At 72.2% G+C, this 18851-nt stretch carries 21 protein-coding genes; 15 read left to right on the top strand and 6 right to left on the bottom strand.

Annotated elements, in window-relative coordinates:
- Window positions 1-21: 21 nt before the first annotated feature.
- The 3 genes from ACZ6H8_RS02795 to ACZ6H8_RS02785 all read right to left on the bottom strand — a co-directional run bounded on the left by ACZ6H8_RS02795 (window position 22) and on the right by ACZ6H8_RS02785 (window position 2441).
- Window positions 22-888 carry a substrate-binding periplasmic protein gene (locus ACZ6H8_RS02795; RefSeq protein ID WP_464144199.1) on the bottom strand — a complete coding sequence of 289 codons (867 nt, stop codon included), beginning with the start codon at window positions 886-888 and terminating at the stop codon, window positions 22-24.
- Between the two features lie 78 nt (window positions 889-966).
- Window positions 967-1701 (bottom strand): SDR family NAD(P)-dependent oxidoreductase, encoded by a 735-nt coding sequence (locus tag ACZ6H8_RS02790; protein WP_464144198.1) that lies wholly within the window; start codon window positions 1699-1701, stop codon window positions 967-969.
- Between the two features lie 5 nt (window positions 1702-1706).
- A complete protein-coding gene (locus ACZ6H8_RS02785) occupies window positions 1707-2441 on the bottom strand; it encodes an SDR family NAD(P)-dependent oxidoreductase (RefSeq protein ID WP_464144197.1) in 735 nt (244 codons plus the stop codon).
- A gap of 126 nt (window positions 2442-2567) precedes the next feature.
- On the opposite strand from ACZ6H8_RS02785, the gene ACZ6H8_RS02780 reads away from it, so the two are divergent.
- The gene (locus tag ACZ6H8_RS02780) at window positions 2568-3497 is read left to right on the top strand and encodes a LysR family transcriptional regulator (protein ID WP_464144195.1); all 930 of its coding nucleotides are present in this window, start codon (window positions 2568-2570) and stop codon (window positions 3495-3497) included.
- A gap of 31 nt (window positions 3498-3528) precedes the next feature.
- Here the strand turns inward: ACZ6H8_RS02780 and ACZ6H8_RS02775 are convergent, their stop codons facing one another.
- Window positions 3529-4215: a vitamin K epoxide reductase family protein gene (locus ACZ6H8_RS02775; protein WP_464144194.1), complete on the bottom strand. Its 687-nt coding sequence runs from the start codon at window positions 4213-4215 to the stop codon at window positions 3529-3531.
- A 298-nt stretch (window positions 4216-4513) separates the two neighbouring features.
- Here ACZ6H8_RS02775 and ACZ6H8_RS02770 point away from each other — a divergent pair, with 298 nt between their 5' ends.
- A complete protein-coding gene (locus ACZ6H8_RS02770; RefSeq protein ID WP_464144192.1) occupies window positions 4514-7117 on the top strand; it encodes an Rne/Rng family ribonuclease in 2604 nt (867 codons plus the stop codon).
- An 18-nt stretch (window positions 7118-7135) separates the two neighbouring features.
- On the opposite strand, the gene ACZ6H8_RS02765 is transcribed toward ACZ6H8_RS02770, so the two are convergent.
- Together ACZ6H8_RS02765 and ACZ6H8_RS02760 are read right to left on the bottom strand one after the other, a co-directional pair.
- Complete coding sequence (locus ACZ6H8_RS02765; RefSeq protein ID WP_464144190.1) at window positions 7136-7399, bottom strand: DUF4031 domain-containing protein; 264 nt, start codon at window positions 7397-7399, stop codon at window positions 7136-7138.
- A 77-nt stretch (window positions 7400-7476) separates the two neighbouring features.
- Window positions 7477-8571 carry a DNA glycosylase AlkZ-like family protein gene (locus tag ACZ6H8_RS02760; RefSeq protein WP_464144188.1) on the bottom strand — a complete coding sequence of 365 codons (1095 nt, stop codon included), beginning with the start codon at window positions 8569-8571 and terminating at the stop codon, window positions 7477-7479.
- Window positions 8572-8728: 157 nt separating this feature from the next.
- On the opposite strand from ACZ6H8_RS02760, the gene rplU reads away from it, so the two are divergent.
- The 13 genes from rplU to ACZ6H8_RS02695 all read left to right on the top strand — a co-directional run bounded on the left by rplU (window position 8729) and on the right by ACZ6H8_RS02695 (window position 18840).
- The gene (gene rplU, locus ACZ6H8_RS02755; protein WP_464144186.1) at window positions 8729-9037 is read left to right on the top strand and encodes a 50S ribosomal protein L21; all 309 of its coding nucleotides are present in this window, start codon (window positions 8729-8731) and stop codon (window positions 9035-9037) included.
- Between the two features lie 9 nt (window positions 9038-9046).
- Complete coding sequence (gene rpmA, locus ACZ6H8_RS02750; protein WP_464144185.1) at window positions 9047-9304, top strand: 50S ribosomal protein L27; 258 nt, start codon at window positions 9047-9049, stop codon at window positions 9302-9304.
- Between the two features lie 83 nt (window positions 9305-9387).
- A complete protein-coding gene (gene obgE, locus ACZ6H8_RS02745) occupies window positions 9388-10929 on the top strand; it encodes a GTPase ObgE (RefSeq protein ID WP_464144181.1) in 1542 nt (513 codons plus the stop codon).
- On the top strand, window positions 10922-11716 hold the full coding sequence (proB, locus tag ACZ6H8_RS02740) for a glutamate 5-kinase (protein ID WP_464144179.1): 795 nt from the start codon (window positions 10922-10924) through the stop codon (window positions 11714-11716). The genes obgE and proB overlap by 8 nt, the downstream gene beginning before the upstream one ends.
- Before the next feature lie 14 nt (window positions 11717-11730).
- Entirely contained in the window at window positions 11731-12135 is a 405-nt protein-coding gene (locus ACZ6H8_RS02735; protein ID WP_464144177.1) for a GNAT family acetyltransferase, read from the top strand.
- Window positions 12136-12193: 58 nt separating this feature from the next.
- Window positions 12194-13426: a glutamate-5-semialdehyde dehydrogenase gene (locus ACZ6H8_RS02730; protein WP_464144174.1), complete on the top strand. Its 1233-nt coding sequence runs from the start codon at window positions 12194-12196 to the stop codon at window positions 13424-13426.
- Window positions 13427-13455: 29 nt separating this feature from the next.
- Window positions 13456-13641: a hypothetical protein gene (locus ACZ6H8_RS02725; RefSeq protein ID WP_464144172.1), complete on the top strand. Its 186-nt coding sequence runs from the start codon at window positions 13456-13458 to the stop codon at window positions 13639-13641.
- A gap of 21 nt (window positions 13642-13662) precedes the next feature.
- Entirely contained in the window at window positions 13663-14259 is a 597-nt protein-coding gene (nadD, locus tag ACZ6H8_RS02720) for a nicotinate-nucleotide adenylyltransferase (RefSeq protein ID WP_464144170.1), read from the top strand.
- Window positions 14256-15632, top strand: a complete 1377-nt coding sequence (locus ACZ6H8_RS02715) for a hypothetical protein (RefSeq protein WP_464144169.1) — start codon at window positions 14256-14258, stop codon at window positions 15630-15632. The genes nadD and ACZ6H8_RS02715 overlap by 4 nt, the downstream gene beginning before the upstream one ends.
- A gap of 5 nt (window positions 15633-15637) precedes the next feature.
- Complete coding sequence (gene rsfS, locus ACZ6H8_RS02710; RefSeq protein ID WP_464144168.1) at window positions 15638-16006, top strand: ribosome silencing factor; 369 nt, start codon at window positions 15638-15640, stop codon at window positions 16004-16006.
- Window positions 16007-16097: 91 nt separating this feature from the next.
- The gene (locus ACZ6H8_RS02705) at window positions 16098-17087 is read left to right on the top strand and encodes a LacI family DNA-binding transcriptional regulator (RefSeq protein ID WP_464144166.1); all 990 of its coding nucleotides are present in this window, start codon (window positions 16098-16100) and stop codon (window positions 17085-17087) included.
- Complete coding sequence (locus ACZ6H8_RS02700) at window positions 17084-18013, top strand: carbohydrate ABC transporter permease (RefSeq protein ID WP_464144164.1); 930 nt, start codon at window positions 17084-17086, stop codon at window positions 18011-18013. Before ACZ6H8_RS02705 ends, ACZ6H8_RS02700 begins: the two co-directional genes overlap by 4 nt.
- Complete coding sequence (locus ACZ6H8_RS02695; protein WP_464144162.1) at window positions 18010-18840, top strand: carbohydrate ABC transporter permease; 831 nt, start codon at window positions 18010-18012, stop codon at window positions 18838-18840. The genes ACZ6H8_RS02700 and ACZ6H8_RS02695 overlap by 4 nt, the downstream gene beginning before the upstream one ends.
- Window positions 18841-18851 lie beyond the last annotated feature (11 nt).

Raw genomic sequence — 18851 nt, 5'->3', positions numbered from 1 at the left:
GGGTCGTCGCGGCGACGACCGTCATCGCAGGGAGGTCGCGGCGGCGTCGGCCGGCACGAGCAGGTCGGCGGGCAGGTCGTAGTCGGCCAGCAGGTCGGCGAGGGTGCCGTCCTCGCGGTAGCCGTCGATGAGGGCGCTGAACGCGTCGGAGAGGTCGGTGTTCTCCTGCGCGATGGGGAAGGCGATCATCGGCATGTCGGTCGTGATCGCGACGCGGTCGTCGACCTCGGCGACCTCGACGACGAAGTCGGTGTCGGCGTAGGCGACGGTCGCGACGGCGTAGCCGTCGAGCGCGGCCTGGATGCGGCCGTTCTCGAGGTCCTGGCGCATCTCGATGGTGCCGGGGTAGCTCACGAGGTTGCCGCCGAGGATCGCGGACATGTCCGCCTCCCACGAGAAGCCAGCGCCGGAGCCGACGGTGCCGATCGTCTCGAGGTCGGCGACGGTCGTGGCGCCGTCCGCCGAGATGATGCCCATCGAGTCGTAGAACGTGGGCGTCGTGAACCCGACCTGCTCGGCGCGCGCCTCGGTGACGTACCAGCCGCCCGAGATGATGTCGGTGCGCTGCTGCTCGCTGATCATGGGGATGCCGTTCGCGTACGTGATGGGCACGTAGGCGACGTCGAGGCACTCGGCGGCGGCGAGCAGCTCGATGACGCCGATCTCGAGCCCCGTCGCACCGGAGCCGTCGGTCGCGGTGTACGGCAGGTTCTCGGGCACGCCGACGGTGAGCGTGCCGTCGGTGTACGTCGTGAGGCCGTCGTGCTCGGGCGCGCAGTCGTCGGCGACGGTCGTGGGTGCTGCGCTGGTCGAGCAGCCTGCGAGGCCGAAGGCGGCGACGGTTGCGACGGCTGCGACGCGCAGCGCCGTCCTGGTGGTGATGGCCATGGTGGCTCCTTGTCGTGCGGTGGTGGGTGCGGGAAGGGGTGGGTCGGTGCGGGACGGATGGCTGGGAGGGCGCGCGGGTCAGACGGCAGTGAGGCCGCCGTCGATCGTGAGGACGGATCCCGTGACGAACGCGGACGCGTCGGAGAGCAGGTAGGCCACCAACGGCGAGATCTCGCTCGGCTGCGCACGCCTGCCGGCCGGTGCGGCGGTGGAGGTGCCGCCCGTGGGCTCGTCGGCGTTCATGGCGGTGGCGACGCCGCCTGGGCAGATGGCGTTGACGCGGATGGCGGGCGCGAGCTCGACGGCGGCGACGCGCGCGAGCCCCAGCAGCGCGGCCTTGCTCGCCGCGTAGCCGGCGTAGCCTGCCGATCCGACGAGCGCCGCCGTCGACGAGACGGCGACGATCGAGCCGCCGCCCGCGTACGTCATGAGGGGCGCGAGGGCCCGGATGCCGAGGAAGGCGCCGCGCGCGTTGACGCGCTCCTGCAGCTCCCAGTCGGCGACGGTGGTGTCGCCGATCGATGCGTGGCGCAGGATGCCCGCGTTGCTGACGAGCCCGCGGACGCGCTCGCCGCGAGCCGAGCAGCCGACGACGAGGCGTGCCCACGACGCCTCGTCGCCGACGTCGAGGTGCGCGTAGCGCACGTCGAGCCCCTGGTCGCGCAGGGCGAGCGCGAGCGCTTCGCCCTCGACGTCGAGCACGTCGGTCGCGACGACGGCCCAGCCCTCGCGGGCGAGCAGCTCGACGTGCGCGGCGCCCTGGCCTCGCGCTGCGCCCGTGACGACGGCGGTCGGGAGCGTGGGTGCGAGCATCGGCGTCACCGCATCACGTCGCCACCGGAGAGCACGATGGTCTCCCCGGTGAGGAATCCGGCGGTCGCGCGCTGCGAGAGGATCCAGACCCAGCGTGCGATCTCGTCGGGATGCGCGACCCGGCCCAGCGGGATCGAGGACGCCGCGAGCTCCATGCGTCCGGTGGCCGCGTTGCCGGGGGTCGCGACCCAGCCGGGAGCGATGCCGTTGACGCGGATGCCCGCCGGGGCGAGCTCGAGCGCGAGCGACTTCGTGAGCATGAGCACGGCCGCCTTCGATGCGCCGTAGAGCAGCTGTCCGGGGGAGACGTGGAAGCCGTCGACCGACGCGAAGTTCACGATCGAGCTGCCCTCGCCCATGTGGGGCCTCGCCTCTGCGATCACGTTGACGACGCCGAGCACGTTGATGTCGAACACGCGCCGGTAGGTCGCCTCGTCGTAGGTGTCGAGCGTCGTCGGCGGGTAGACGCCTGCGACGTTCGCGACCACGTCGATGCTGCGGCCGCCGAGGCCGGCGGCGAGCGCCGCACGCACGGAGTCCCGGCTGCGGACGTCGGAGACGACCGACGTGAATCGGTCGGCGACGTCGTCGGGCACGACGCCGTCGACGATGTCGAGGCCGATGACGTGCCACCCCTCCTCGAGGAAGACGAGGGCCGTGGCCAGCCCCATGCCGCTCGCGGCACCCGTCACGAGCGCCACCCCCGTGTGCTGCGTGCGAGCCGCCTGCTCCGTCTGCATCCGAGCGCTCCGTTCCGTGGTGTGGTGGTGTGCCTTCAGTACGCCACGAGCGACAGACCCAGGGCAATCCTCACTTCGCTATGCTCAACACAGGTTCAGCCTTGGACCACCGCGAGGGGGTCGTGGATGCCGCTGCCGACCGTGCGTCAGCTCGAGTACTTCGTCACCGCCGCGCGCCTGGGCACCTTCGCGGCTGCGGCATCCGAGCACCGCGTCGCGCAGCCGAGCGTCTCCGAGCAGATCGGCGTGCTCGAGCAGACGCTCGAGGTGCGGCTGTTCACCCGGACGACACGTGGACTGCTGCTCACCGACGCGGGAAAGCAGCTGCTGCCGCTGACGGAGCGTGCGCTCGCCGACGTCGGCGAGATCGCGGAGGTCGGCAGGCAGGTGCGCTCGATCGAGTCGGGCACGGTCTCGTTCGGCACGTTCAACTCGGCGCACCTCTACCTGCTCACGGACGTGATCCGCGAGTTCCACGCCCTGCACCCCGCCGTGCGCATCCAGGTCACGGGCCTCAACTCGGCCGAGGTGGCGGATGCGGTGCGAGACGGCAGGCTCGAGGCCGGCCTCGTGCAGCTGCCGATCGACGATCGCGAGCTCCGGCTCACCCGCAGCTTCTTCGTCGACCAGGTCGTCTACGTCTCGGGCGATCCCGAGCACGCGGGCGTCCCCATCGGCATCGCAGCGCTCGCGTCGCGGCCGCTCATCCTCTCCGAGGCGCGGTGGTCCTTCGACGACCCGCTGCGGGCGTCGCTGCTCGAGCGCGCCCAGGCGGCCGGGGTCGCGCTGCGACCCATCGTCGAGGTCGAGTTCCAGACCCATGCGCTCGAGCTCGCGGCCGCCGGCGTCGGCGACTCGCTCGTGTCGTATCACGTGGGCAGGTCGGTCATCACGGAGCGCGGCTTGCACTGGGCGCCGCTCGACCCTCCGGTCGAGGAGCACTATGCGTTCATCACGCGCAGGAGCGGTGCCATCTCGCCGGCGACGGCCGAGTTCATGCGACTCGCCCGCGACGTGCTCGAGCGGCTGCAGGCGTACGACCTGCCTGCCCGCTGACGCGTCACGCGCGCCGCGCCGTGACCGCGGGCTAGTAGCCGAGGATGAGGAAGCGGGGGATGTCGGGCAGCCGCAGCACGATGGCGAGCACGATGACGATCGCGAGCACGAGGCTCAGCACCCACGACCACTCGCCCCAGCGGGCGAGGAAGCCGCGAAGGGCTGCGGGGGCGGGCACGGCGCCCGAGCCGAGCGCCCAGACGGTGAGCGTGGGCGTGAGCGCCGACATCGTCATGTAGACGAGGAAGCACCACGGGCACACGACGCCGAGCACGAACACGCTCTGCTGCCAGAGCCACAGCGCGAAGACGAGGCCCAGCACGACGCCGATCGTGAAGCCCGTCCACACCCAGCGGGGCAGGCGCACGCGCGAGAGGGCGAGGACGCCCATGACGACCACGATCGTGAAGCACACGATGCCGAAGAACGGGTTGGGGATGTCGAGGAACACCCGCGCCTGCGGCTCGGACATCACGCCGGAGCACGTCACGAGCGGGCTGATGTCGCAGCCGAGGGTCGCCTCGGGATCCTCGAGCAGGTGGACGCGCTCGACCGCGAGGGTGAAGGCAGCGAGCAGGCCGGCCGCGCCGGTGACGGTCAGGACGATCGCGAGCCACAGCGGCGGCGCGAAGCCCACGGCGGAGCCGCTCGCGGGCTCGACCTCGGAGGCCGGCTGCCTGCCGGCCGGCTTCGGGGTCGCGGTCTGCTTCTGGGCCATGTGCACCTCTCCGCCGCACATCCAAGCATGCGGCGCTATGCACGAGGGTGCCGCAGCCGCGTGACGATCGCTCACGGCCGCAGCGGGGACCGTGGGGTATCGTGGGTGCCGGTGCGAGCAGCGCCGCAGATTTGACCGGGCATACCGGGCCGGCTCCGCGAGGGGTCGTCGGATCGCCAGCTCCGAAGAGACGCAAGTGCCGTGCGAGACCGCACGAGCCCACAGGGATTCGCGACGGGCGCAGCCCGCCGCACGAGGATTGCACCGGTCATGCCGGTGTCTGAGGAGTACGCCAGCGATGGTGGATGCACACGACGCGACGACAGACGCGAACCAGCACGAGACCGACGCCGAGCAGATCGGCGACCAGCGTACGACCACCGAGGACGTGAGCGCCGAGCAGGCGGGCACCGAGCGGGCGGGCACCGCGCAGGAGGGCACCGAGCAGGCGTCGGCCGAGCAGGAGCCGCAGTCGGCACCGGCGCTCGACGAGCCCGCGGACGCCGAGCCCGGCCACGAGCCCGGGCTCGAGGGTCCCGCGGAGCTGCGGCTGCCCGAGCGGCCAGCCGATGCGCTGCCGTTCGCCGTCCAGTTCTTCGCGCCCGACGTCGCCGCGCTCGCGCCGCTGCCGCCGCTGCCGTCGCAGCAGCGCGCGCAGCAGCGCGACGATGACGGCGACGACGCCGAGGACGACGACGAGCCTCGCTCGAACCGCAGGCGACGTCGTGGCCGCAGCCGCGAGGAGCGTGCATCCGATCGCCAGGGCGACCGGCAGGCCGACCGCCCGCTCATCACCGAGCCGCAGAAGGTGCAGGGCTCGACGCGCCTCGAGGCGAAGAAGCAGCGCCGCCGCGAGGGTCGCGACGCGGGCCGTCGCCGCGCCGTCGTCACCGAGAGCGAGTTCCTCGCACGCCGCGAGTCCGTCGAGCGCACGATGGTGGTGCGGTCGCGGCACGACCGCGTGCAGCTCGCGGTGCTCGAGGACGGCATCCTCGTCGAGCACTACGTCGCGAAGTCGACCGAGACGAGCCTCATCGGCAACGTGTACCTCGGCAAGGTGCAGAACGTGCTGCCGAGCATGGAGGCCGCGTTCGTCGACATCGGTCGCGGCCGCAACGCCGTGCTGTACTCCGGCGAGATCGACTGGGATGCAGCGGGGCTCGAGAACCAGCCGCGCAAGATCGAGCTGGCGCTCAAGCCCGGCGACACCGTGCTCGTGCAGGTCACGAAGGATCCGATCGGCCACAAGGGCGCACGGCTGACGAGCCAGATCTCGCTGCCTGGCCGCTACCTCGTCTCGGTGCCCGGCGGATCCATGAACGGCATCTCGCGCAAGCTGCCGGACACCGAGCGCGCGCGGCTGAAGAAGATCCTCAAGGAGGTGCTGCCAGACGACATGGGCGTCATCGTGCGCACCGCCGCAGAGGGCGCGACGCAGGATCAGCTCACGCGCGACGTCGAGCGCCTCAAGCGCCAGTGGCAGTCCATCCAGGACCAGACGGCGAAGGGCAACGCGCCCGCCCGACTGCACGCGGAGCCCGACCTGCTCGTCAAGATCGTCCGCGACGTCTTCAACGAGGACTTCGAGCGCATGGTCATCCAGGGCGACGAGGCGCTCGCCACGATCCGCGAGTACCTCGGCGCCATCGCGCCCGACCTGCTCGAGCGCATCGAGGAGTTCGAGCTCGACGTCGACCCGTTCGAGCACTTCCGGGTGTCGGAGCAGATCGACAAGGCGCTCGACCGCAAGGTGTGGCTGCCCTCCGGCGGCTCGCTCGTGATCGACCGCACCGAGGCGATGACGGTCATCGACGTCAACACGGGTCGGTTCGTCGGCCAGGGCGGCAACCTCGAGGAGACCGTCACGAAGAACAACCTCGAGGCGGCGGAGGAAGTCGTGCGCCAGCTGCGGCTGCGCGACATCGGCGGCATCGTCGTCATCGACTTCATCGACATGGTCCTCGAGTCGAACCGCGACCTCGTGCAGCGCAGGCTCATCGAGTGCCTCTCGCGAGACCGCACGAAGCACCAGGTGGCGGAGGTCACGAGCCTCGGCCTCATCCAGATGACGCGCAAGCGCCTCGGTCTCGGACTCCTCGAGGCCTACTCCGAGACGTGCGAGGCGTGCGCGGGCCGCGGACTGCTCGTGCACCACGAGCCCGTGTCGAAGTCGCGTGGCGCAGGCGGTGGCGATGGCGGCGGACGCCGCCGTGGTGGCAGGCGCCAGGAGTCGCAGCAGCAGGGCGTCGCGGCGGGCAGCCAGCAGCACTCGCAGCAGCAGGGCACGCACGCGATCACCGACGACGCTCGCAAGGGCCTGTCGCAGATGGCTGCCGCGACGAAGGGCGTGCAGCCGCACGACGACGACGTCGCGCACGAGGCGCCGGAGCGGGAGGCCGAGCCGCAGCGTCAGGAGCAGCAGGTGCCCGAGCAGCAGGTGCCCGAGCAGCAGGAGCCCGAGCAGCAGCAGCGTCCGGCGCGCGAGCCGCGGCGCAGTCGCCGAGCGAGCAGCCGCGGCGCGCAGCAGCGCGATGCGGAGCCCGTCGACGCTCAGCCCGTGGAGTCCCAGCCTGCCGACGCGCAGTCGGCCGACGCCCAGCCGGCCGCCGAGCCGCAGGCGGAGTCGAGGGCGCCCTCCAGGCGCCGTGCCGCGGGGCGGGGTCGCACGCCCGACGCCCGAGCAGCAGACGATGCCCCGGTGACGATCCTCGACATCCCGGTCGCCGCCGTGCGCGACGAGCCCGCCCGCGGTGGGCGCAGCGGCGACGTCGAAGGGCTCCTGTCCGGGGCGCTCGACGCCCTCGCGGCGCCGCAGCCTGGCACCGGCAAGGCTGCACGCCGCAGCCGGCGGGCGTCCAGCGGCGGCATCGTGACCGCGAAGCCCGACGCCGACGAGCGATAGCCGGCGCGCCCCGCGACCTCAGCGGTCGCGGGGCCGCACGCGCAAGCCGCTCGCGAGCAGCCTGCGGACGAGCTCGCGGCCGGGCACGGCCTCGGCGCCGAGCGCCACGAGCTCGTCGATTCGCTCGGCGGGCACGTCGTAGTGGTCGCGGTCGAAGCCGCGCGTCGGCAGCCCCGCGCGTCTGGCGAACGCGTGCAGCTCGTCGAGCGAGGCATCGCTCACGAGATGCGCCCACGTCGTGCCGTGCTTCGGCCACCTGGGCTCGTCGACGAGGATCGCCATGGCGCGACGCTACCGCGCCGGGGCCGGTGGCGCGCGTCGCGTTCGCCGACGGGGGAGAGGTGCCGTCGGCTCGCGCGTCATGGCAGCGCGAGCCCGCAGTCGAGGAAGGCCGCCATGGCCGCGAGCTCGTCGGCCACGGCGTCGCGAAGGCGCGCGTCGGCGTCGACGTCCCAGTGGATGGCGGCGACCCGCAGCACGCGCACGTCGCGGTCGCGCCGCGCGTCGACCTTCGCCACGAGCGCGTCGCCGTCGAGCACGGGCAGGGCGAAGGCGCCCCAGCGCCGCCTGGCGGCGGGCGTGTACTGCTCGAGGGCGTAGTCGAACGCGAACAGGTCGCGCATGCGCCGCCTGTCGAAGATGAGGCGATCGAGCGGCGAGAGCACGGCGACGCGGCCGGCGAAGCCCTCCGCCGACGCGTGCGGCGCGAGGCGCCACTGCCCGCGGACGCCCTCGATCCGCACCGCCTCGCCGACGCCGCCGACGGCGCGCGGCCTCGCGATGCCCAGCGAGCCCAGCACCCGCTCGTGCCTGCGGGTCTCGGCCTCGTCGGCGGGCAGGGCCTCGGCGGGCGGCAGCACGCGCTCCGCGAGATCCCACACGCGCTCGGCGCCCGACCGCTCGACGACTGCCACGACGCCGGAGCACTGCAGGAACTCGAGCAGCATCGCGACGTTGCGATTCGCGTTCCAGCCGCTCGAGTCCCACGGACACTCGGCCGTGTCGGGCACCTGCCCTTGCGGAAGCGGGCCGTCGTCGTGCAGCAGCGCGAGCACGCGGTCGCGGAATCCCGCGTTGTCGTCGATCCACTCGGCGACGCGAGGATGCTCGGCTGCCCACACGCCCATGGCAGGCAGCAGCTCCGGCAGCAGCGAGGTGGGGCGCAGCGCGATCGCCATCGGCTCGAGCGGCGTCGGCTGCCCGAGGTGCTCGAAGAGACGCTGCTCGACCTCGACGGCACGCCGCACGTCGGCGAACGCGAGCCCGGTCCCCAGGCGCGTCCACGCGACGTGCTCCGCGGACGGCATCACGATGTCGGTCACGTTCGCCCCCAGCTGCTCGACGACCGTCAGCAGGTCGCTCGCCGGCCGCGCGTCGAGCAGCTGCGCACGCACCGCGATGCGCCTGGCCTCCTCGACGGAGATCGTCCGGAGCGTCGTTGCCATGCCGCCCATGCGTCAGACCCTAGACTGGAGGTCGGACGCGATGGGCTCGCGGCGCGTGTCGCCGTTTGACCGGGTGCCGTGGCACCCTGTATCGTCGTCCGTTGGCGCCTACGCGATCCGTTCGCGCGTGCCAGAGGCTTCCATCCAAATGCAGTGAGGGTTTCACGTGGTCTACGCAGTTGTGCGCGCCGGCGGGCGTCAGGAGAAGGTCGAGGTGGGCTCGGTGCTCGTCGTCGACCGCATCGCGGCGTCCGAGGATGGCACGGTCGAGCTCGCTCCCGTGCTGCTCGTGGACGGCGACAAGGTCACGGCCGACGCCAAGGGCCTCGCCAAGGTGACGGTGAAGGCCGAGGTCGTGAGCGACCTGCGCGGCCCGAAGATCGTCATCCAGAAGTTCAAGAACAAGACCGGCTACCGCAAGCGCCAGGGGCACCGTCAGGAGCTCACGCGCCTCAAGGTCACCTCGATCAAGTAGGAGTGCACCATGGCACATAAGAAGGGCGCATCGTCCACCCGCAACGGCCGTGACTCGAACGCGCAGTACCTCGGCGTGAAGCGCTTCGGCGGCCAGGTCGTCAAGGCAGGCGAGATCCTCGTCCGCCAGCGCGGCACCCACTTCCACCCCGGCGCCGGCGTCGGACGCGGCGGCGACGACACGCTGTTCGCGCTGCAGCCCGGCTCGGTCGAGTTCGGCAAGAAGGGCGGCCGCAAGGTCGTCAACGTGGTCGAGGTCGCGGCCTAGGTCCTCGCCGACCAGGCACACGAAGCACACACGCGAGGGGGCGGGCTGATGCCCGCCCCCTCGCTGCATCCCAGGAGGACCCGATGGCCACGTTCGTCGACCGCGTCACGCTGCACCTGTCGGCAGGCCACGGCGGCCACGGCTGCGTCTCGGTGCGCCGCGAGAAGTTCAAGCCGCTCGCCGGTCCCGACGGCGGCGACGGGGGCAACGGCGGCGACATCGTGCTCGTCGCCGACCCGCAGGTCACGACCCTCCTCGAGTACCACCGCCGGCCGCACCGCTCGAGCGACAACGGCGGCCCCGGCATGGGCGACCACCGCACGGGCTTCACGGGCCAGGACCGCATCCTGCCCGTGCCGCTGGGCACGGTCGTCAGCGATGCGGACGGGCAGCCGCTCGCCGACCTCACCCACCCAGGCATGCGGCTCGTCATCGCCGAGGGCGGCCAGGGAGGCCTCGGCAACGCACGGCTGGCGTCCTCGAAGCGCAAGGCTCCCGGCTTCGCGCTGCTGGGCACCGAGGGCCAGGAGCACGACGTGCTGCTCGAGCTCAAGGTCGTCGCCGACGTCGCGCTCGTCGGATTCCCGAGCGCCGGCAAGTCGAGCCTCGTCGCAGCGCTGAGCGCCGCACGCCCGAAGATCGCCGACTACCCGTTCACGACGCTGCACCCCAACCTGGGCGTCGTCGAGGCGGGCCAGACGCGCTACACGATCGCCGACGTGCCCGGCCTCATCGAGGGCGCGAGCGAGGGCAAGGGCCTCGGCCTCGAGTTCCTGCGCCACGTCGAGCGCTGCAGCGCGCTGCTGCACGTCGTCGACTGCGCGACGCTCGAGCCCGGCCGCGATCCGCTCACCGACCTCGACGTCATCCTGGGCGAGCTCGCCGCGTACCCGGTGCCCGAGGGGCAGACGCCGCTGCTCGAGCGCCCGCAGCTCGTCGCCCTCAACAAGGTCGACGTGCCCGAGGCGGCGGAGCTCGCCGACTTCGTGCGCGCCGACCTCGAGGCGCGCGGCTACCGCGTGCTCGAGATCTCGACCGTGGCACGCACGGGCCTGCGGGAGCTGTCGTTCGCGCTCGCCGAGCTCGTCGAGGCCGACCGCGCCCGTCGGGCCGCCGACCCCGAGCCCGAGCGCATCGTGCTGCGACCCCGCGCGATCGACGACGCGGGCTTCACCATCACGGTCGAGGGCGGCACGCACGGCTCGCTGTACCGCATCCGCGGCGCGAAGCCCGAGCGCTGGATCCAGCAGACCGACTTCCGCAACGACGAGGCCGTCGGCTACCTCGCCGACCGCCTCGCGCGGCTCGGCATCGAGGATGCGCTCGTGAAGGCGGGTGCCGTGCCGGGCTCGATGGTCGTCATCGGCCCCGGCGACGGCATGGTGTTCGACTGGGAGCCGACCATGACGTCGATGGCCGAGCTCGGCGACCGCGGCACCGACCTGCGCCTCTACGGACCCGGTCGCCAGTCGACCGCCGAGCGGCGCGCGGGCTACAAGGAGCGCATGGACGCGAAGCAGGCGGCGCGCGACGAGCTCGCCCGCGAGCGCAAGGCGGGCCTGTGGGTCGACGACGAGGGCTTCGAGGTGGTCAAGGATCGCGACGAGGACGAGGCGCGTGACTGACGCGCACGCGCACGCGGCGGTGCCGGAGCGCATCGTCGTCAAGGTCGGATCGTCGTCGATCTCGGGCGACAACCGCGGGCAGATCGAGATGCTCGTCGACGACATCGCGGCGCTGCGTGCGCGCGCCGACGTCATCCTCGTCTCGTCGGGCGCGATCGCCACGGGCCTGCCGTTCCTGGGGCTCGAGCAGCGACCGGCCGACCTCCCCACGACGCAGGCGGCGGCCGCGATCGGGCAGAACGTGCTGATGAACCGGTACCAGCGCAGCCTCAACCGGTTCGAGATCATCGCGGCGCAGGTGCTGCTGTCGGCGAGCGACATGGGCGTCGAGCAGCACCGCCTCAACGCGTTCAACGCGCTCGAGCGCCTGCTGGGCCTCGGGATGCTGCCGATCGTGAACGAGAACGACACCGTCGCGACGCACGAGATCAACTTCGGCGACAACGACCAGCTCGCGGCGCTCGTCGCCAGGCTCGTGCGCGCCGATCGCCTCGTGCTGCTGAGCGACGTCGACGCGCTCTACACGGCCCCTCCGGGCACGCCGGGCGCTGCGCGCATCGCGCGCGTGCCGCACGGCGACGGTCTCGCGGGCGTGACCCTCGGCGTCTCGCAGAGCGCGGTGGGCACCGGGGGAGCGGGCACGAAGGTCGAGGCTGCGCGCCTCGCTGCCGACGCGGGCGTCGAGGTGCTGCTCACGGCGACGAGCCTGTTCGCAGACGCCCTCGCCGGCGACGATCACGGCACGGTCTTCGAGGCCAGGCGCCTCGACGCGGTGCGGTCGGCCTGATCGTGGCCGGGCGGGTGCGCGCGCTCGGATCCGACGATGCCGATGCGATCGTCGCGCTGTGGGAGTCGGCGGGCCTCACGCGCCCGTGGAATCCGCCGCACGGCGACGTCGCCCTCGCCCTCGCCGGCCCGTCGAGCACGATCCTCGGCGTCGACGCCGACGGCGCGCTCGCAGCCACGGCGCTCGTCGGCCACGACGGGCACCGCGGCTGGCTGTACTACGTCGCCGTCGCGGACGAGCATCGCGGCAGCGGCCTCGCACGCGAGGTCGTCGCGGCGGGGGAGGCGTGGCTCGCGGCGCAGGGCGTCCGCAAGGTGCAGCTCATGGTGCGCGACGGCAACCCCGCGATCGGCCTGTACGAGCACCTCGGGTATGCGCGGCAGGACGTCGCGGTGCTCGGTCGCTGGCTCGGTGACTGACCCGCGTCCCCGTCCCGAGGCGGCGGATGCGATGCGCGACGCGACGTAGGATCGTGCCGTGACCGACCTCGAGACGCTGCTGCACGCCTCCCGACGCGCCTCGAGGGTGCTGGCCGTGGCGGGCACCGCCGGGCGCCGTGCCGCGATCGAGGCGATCTCCGACGCGATCGACGCCGCCGCCGACGCGATCGTCGCCGCGAACGCCGAGGACCTCATGCGCGGTCGCGGCACGCTCGCCGACGGCCTCCTCGACCGGCTCGCGCTCGACGACGCCCGCGTCGCCGCGCTCGCCGCCTCCGCTCGCGAGCTCGCGACGCTGCCGGATCCCGTCGGCGAGGTCACGCGATCGCGCACGCTCGACAACGGCCTCGAGCTCACCGAGGTGCGCGTGCCCTTCGGGGTCGTCGGCGCGATCTACGAGGCACGCCCCAACGTCACGGTCGACCTCGCGTGCATCGCGCTCGGCAGCGGCAACGCCATCGTGCTGCGTGGTGGCTCCGCCGCCGAGCGAACGAACGCCGTGCTGGTCGACACGATGCAGCGGGCGATCGCGTCTGCGGGCCTCCCCGTCGAGTCGGTGCAGACGATCGACCCGCTCGGCCGCGAGGGTGCGACGGCGCTCATGCGAGCGCGTGGACTCGTCGACCTGCTCGTGCCGCGCGGCAGCGCGTCGCTCATCGAGACCGTCGTGCGCGAGTCGCAGGTGCCCGTCATCGAGACCGGCGCGGGCGTCGTGCACGCGTTCGTCGACGCCGCCGCCGACCTCGACGCCGCCATCCCGCTGCTGCTGAACGCGAAGACGCAGCGCACGAGCGTATGCAACTCGCTCGAGACCGTGCTCGTGCATCGGGCGATCGCGGGCACGGCCGTGCCCGTCGTCGTCGAGGCGATGCGCGCAGCCGGCGTCACGGTGCACGCGGACGGCGACGTCGAGGGCGCGGCGCCGCTCGGCCAGGACGGCTGGGCGACCGAGCACCTGTCGATGGACGTCGCCGTGCGCGTCGTCGACGACCTCGATGCGGCGATCGACCACATCGAGCGCTTCGGCACCCACCACACCGACGTGATCCTCACCGAGGATGCCGCCGCCGCCGAGCGGTTCCTCGCCGAGGTCGACTCGGCGGTCGTCATGGTCAACGCCTCGACGCGGTTCACCGACGGCGGGCAGTTCGGCTTCGGCGCCGAGGTCGGCATCTCGACGCAGAAGGCCCACGCGCGCGGGCCCATGGGCCTGCCAGAGCTCACGAGCACGAAGTGGCTCGTGCGCGGCACGGGCCAGGTGCGCGCCTGACGAGGCTCGACGCGGGTAGGATCGAGGGCATGGACCTCCTCCTCGCGGCGACCGAGCACCACAGCGATCCCGGCATCATGCCGTACATCGTCGGCGGCATCGCCGCGGCGGTCTTCATCATCCTGGGCGTGGTGACGCACTCGTACCGCGACGTGGCGAACCGGCACAGCCACAAGTTCGACCAGAGCACGCAGAACACCTCCGGCCACCACTAGTCGGACAGGGACCGCGCGCTCGTGGCTCCTCGCCGCCGCCGCCTCGGCATCATGGGCGGCACCTTCGACCCCATCCATCACGGCCACCTCTCGGCAGCGAGCGAGGTCGCGCAGCACTTCGAGCTCGACGAGGTCGTGTTCGTGCCGACGGGCACGCCCTACATGAAGGTCGACGCGAGCCCGGCCGAGCACCGCTACCTCATGACGGTCATCGCGACCGCCTCGAACCCGCGATTCACGGTGTCGCGCGTCGACATCGACCGCGAGGGTCCGACCTACACGGTCGACACGCTGCGCGACATGCGCGCGCTGCATCCGGACGCCGACCTCTTCTTCATCACGGGCGCCGACGCGTTCCAGTCGATCGTGGAGTGGAAGGACGTCGAGGGCATCTGGGATCTCGCGCACTTCGTCGCGGTGTCGCGGCCCGGACATCAGCTCTCGGTGCTGGGATACCCCCGCGACCGGGTATCCTCGTTGGAGGTTCCCGCGCTCGCCATCTCGTCCACCGACTGCCGAGCCCGTGTGGGAGCCGGCTACCCGGTGTGGTATCTCGTCCCGGATGGGGTGGTTCAATACATCACCAAACACGCTCTGTACAGGATGATCGACGCATGACCGACTACGACGGACCGCCGCTGACGCGACGCGAACGCAAGGAGCGCGAGCGCGCCCTTGCCGAGGCGACGGGACAGACGCCGGCCGTCGATGCGCCCATCGAGGGTCGGTCCGCCGACGCGCAGGAGGCGGACGCGCCAGCGCCCGTGGTCGAGGATCCGGCCGAGCACGAGCGTGCCGCCGATGAGCCCATCGCCGCCGATGAGCCCGTCGCCGCCGATGAGCCCGTCGCCGACGAGCCCGCCGCCGAGGAGCCCGCCGCCGAGGAGCCCGCTGAGGATGCGTCCGTGGCGTCGGCGCCGCCCGTCGTGGCGAGTGCCCCCGAGCCCGCGCGCCCGGCCACGGTCGAGCCGGCCGAGACGCAGGCCATCGACGTCTCCGAGCTCATCGCCGACGTGCGGCCGCAGTCGGCACCCGTCGTCGACGGCGACGAGCGCCAGACGCCCCAGCCGCAGCCGACGGGGCTCGGCCGCTTCTTCGGACGCCGCGGCATCCCGACCGAGCCCGCCGTCCCGAGCGAGCCCGCCGCCGATGCCGAGCCCACCTCCGTGCCTGCGTCCGCCGACACGCCCGAGGACGCCGCTGCCGGACCCGAGTCCGAGCACCGCACGCCCGAGTCGATCGCCGACGTGCTCGCCGACCTGCAGCCCGATCGCGACGCGCCCGTGCGTCCGAGCGGCGAGCCGATCGCGCGCATCGAGGTCGACGACCTCGACACCGTCGACGACGCGGAGCTCGACCGGCTCGAGATCGACGAGGTCGTCGTCGCCGACGCACCCGTCTCGTCGCGTCGCATCGCGGAGTCCACGCCCGCGCAGCTCGAGGATCGTCGCGAGCTCGATGCCGACGACGAGATCGAGGTGCAGGCAGGGCCCTCGCGTGCCACGGGCCGCCTTCCCGTGGTCGTCAACGTCGTCGAGGACACCTCTCGGCACCACATCGCCGACCTGCGCGAGGACACGAGCGCCATCAGCGCGTCGAGCGTGGGCACCGGCACGTCCACCATCACGGCCAACGCCCTCGTGCTGCCGACGTCGGGCCTCAACGAGCCCATCACGGTCGAGACGGCCGACGGCGTCATCGTGACCGGGTCGATCGACCTGCCTGACGGCTTCGCATCGTCCGGTCGCAGCCGCGGCACGATCGACACGGCCGAGCTCGACGCGGGCGACGACGGCGGCGAGGTCCGCAGCCCCGAGACGCAGCCCGTGCGCGCGAGCCGCGCCGTGTCGTCCTACGCGAACGCCCGCGTGCGCATCGCACCGCAGCGTCGCACCCGCAACGCGCTGCCCATCGTGGTCGGCGTGGGCGGCGGCATCGGCATCGCCGCCATCGGCGTCACCGTCTTCGCCTTCATCGTCGGTTGGATCTGAATCCCTTGACAGCAACAGACCGTTCCATCGAGCTCGTCCAGGCCGCAGCGGCCGCGGCAGACGGGGTCATGGCCACCGATCTCGTCGGGCTCGACGTCTCGGAGCGCCTGCCGCTCACGGACGCCTTCCTGCTCGCCACCGGCTCGTCCGAGCGGCAGGTCTCGGCCATCGCACGAGCGATCGAGGACGACCTGCTCGAGCTCGGCGCGAAGCCGCTGCGCCGCGAGGGCCGCGCCGATGGGCGCTGGGTGCTCATCGACCTCGGCGACCTCGTGGTGCATGTCTTCCACGAGGAGGAGCGGCAGTACTACCAGCTCGAGCGGCTCTGGCGCGACTGCCCGACGATCCCGCTCGCCCTCGTCACCGAGGACTGAGCCGGGCGTTCCCCGCATCGCTTGCCACGCGGTGCGGTCGTCGGCTACCGTCGCACTGTAAACGTTTCCAACGTGCGAAGGAGCGCGGAGGATGACCGAGGGATCCACGCTCGCCGCCGTCGCGGCCCGCGCCGGCGTGTCGATCGCGAGCGCGTCGAGGGCGCTCAACGGCGGCATCGCCTCGACCTCGACGATCGCGCGCGTCCAGCAGGCGGCCGACGACCTCGGCTATCGCCCGAACCACATGGCGCGAGGGCTGCAGTCGGGCCGCACCGGCCAGGTGGCCATGCTCGTGCCGGATGCGGCGAACCCCGTGTACGCGCGCATGATGAGCACGCTGCAGTCCGAGCTCGATGCGCACGGCATCCGCCTGCTCATGCAGCAGGTGCCCGCAGAGCCCACCGACGCCGTCGACGAGCTGAGCGCCGGCCTCGTCGACGGCGCCATCGTCGTCGTGCTGCGCGTCACGGATCGCATCGTGCAGGCCGTGCGCCGTGCCGCGGTGCCGGTCGTCGTGCTCGGCCTCGTCGATGCGGAGGGGATCGACAGCGTGCGGGCCGACTCGCGCGCGGGCATGGCGCTGCTCGTGCAGCACCTCGTCGAGCGCGGCGCCACGCGCATCGCGCTGCTCGACGGCCCCGTCGACACCACCCCCGGTCGCACGCGCCTCGACGGCTTCGTCGCCGCGTGCACGCTGCACGACATCGACCCGACGCTCGTCGAGGTCGCGACCGACTTCACCCACGCCGCCGCTCGGCCCGCCGCGCGTGCGCTGCTCGCCCGCGGCGTGCCAGATGCCATCGTCGGCGCCAACGACGCCATGGCCCTCGCGACCCTGCGCGAGTGCGCCACGATCGGGCTGCGCGTGCCCCACGACCTGCTGCTGGCGGGGCTCGACGACACCGAGCCCGCCGAGCTGTCCGTCCCCAGCCTCACGAGCGTCGACCTCGGCGCTCACGACCGTGCACGCATCGCCGCGCGCACGCTGCTGCGCCGCATCGAGGGCGATGCGCCAGCCGGCAGCGTGGCCGTGGCACCGCGCCTCGTCGTGCGCGAGTCGACCACGAAGGAGACCCCATGACCGTCGTCGCCGCACGGCAGGAGGCACCGACGCCTCCCACGCCGCAGCGCCGAGGTCGTCGCGGACGCCAGGACTGGAGCGCATACCTCCTGTTCGTGCCCGCGATGATCCCGATCCTCGCCTTCAGCGTCTACCCGCTCGTGCAGGGCATCCTGCTGGGCTTCACCGACTCGCAGTCGGGGCTGGGCGCCGTGACGTCGTTCACGGGGCTCGACAACTACGCGCGTCTGCTCGACTACGACCTCTTCTGGCAGTCGTTCGGCATCGGGCTCATCTGGGCCTTCTCGGTGACGATCCTGCAGTTCGTCGCGTCGCTGTGCCTCGCGCTGCTGCTGAACGCCAACCTCTGGGGTCAGGGCATCGCCCGCACGATCGCGCTGATCCCGTGGGCGATGCCGCCCGTGATCATCGCGATCATGTGGCGCTTCATGCTGCACCCCACCTACGGCGCGATCAACGGCGGGCTCGGCGCCCTCGGCCTGCCCGACGACACGAACTGGCTCGGCACCGCCCAGTGGGCGCTGCCCGCCGTCATCGTCGTCGGGGTCTGGGCGGGCATGCCGCAGACGACCATCACGCTGCTCGCCGGCCTGCAGGGCATCGACGACCAGCTGCACGAGGCGGCGCAGATCGACGGCGCCAGCACGTGGCAGCGGTTCTGGAACATCACGATCCCGGGCCTGCGTCCCGTGATCGTCGCCATCACGACGCTCGACTTCATCAACAACTTCAACTCGTTCGCGCTCGTGTACGTGCTCACCGCAGGGGCCTACGGCACGATGCTGCCGATGCTGTTCGCCTACAACGAGGCGTTCCGCTACGGCAACTTCGGGCTCGCGAGCGCCATGGGCAACGTCATCGTGCTCGTGATCGCCGTGTTCCTCTTCGTCTACCTCCGCGCCCAGGCGAAGGCGAGGACCGCATGAGCCGCCGGGTGTGGCGCGTGCTCCAGTACGTGGCCCTCCTCCTCTTCGTGGCGTTCCTGGGCTTCCCGCTGCTGTTCCTCGTGACCGCGGCGTTCAAGACGCAGCAGGAGCTGCAGTCGCCCGATCCGCAGCTGCTGCCCGCGCAGTGGAACCTCGACAACTTCGTCGGCGCCGTCGAGCGCGCCGGGCTCGGGCAGGCGGCGCTCAACAGCCTCGTCGTCGCGCTGGCGACGACGCTCATCGTCGTCGTGGTCTCGATGCCAGCCGCCTACGCGCTCGCACGGTTCAAGACCCGCCTGCGCGGCCTCGCGACCGGGTGGATCCTGCTGAGCCAGGTCTTCCCGTTCATCCTCATCATCATCCCGCTGTTCCTCATGCTGCGACCGCTCGGGCTCAACAACTCGCTCGCGGGCCTCGTCGTCGTCTACGTCGTCTGGTCGCTGCCGTTCGCGCTGTGGATGCTGCGCGGCTACGTCGCGGCGATCCCCGGCGAGCTCGAGGAGGCCGGCGCGATGGACGGCGCCTCGAGGGTGCGGGTGCTCGTGTCGATCATCCTGCCGCTGCTGGGTCCCGGACTCGTGGCGACGGCGCTGTTCGCCTTCATCGGCTCGTGGAACGAGTTCTTCTTCGCGCTCGTGCTCATCAAGGACGAGGCGCTGCAGACGCTGCCGCAGCGGCTCGCGCTCTTCGTCGGCTCCGAGGGCCAGGTCGCGCTCGGCCAGCTCGCGGCAGGCAGCCTGCTCGCCTGCATCCCATCGCTCGTCTTCTTCGCCATCATCCAACGTCGCCTCACGTCGGGCCTGCTCTCGGGCGCCGTCAAGGGATGACGATCCATCAG

The organism is Agrococcus sp. AC640b, from assembly GCF_979255995.1.
The sequence above is the reverse complement of the archived record's forward strand: the minus strand, read 5'-3'. Positions and strand labels throughout refer to the sequence as shown.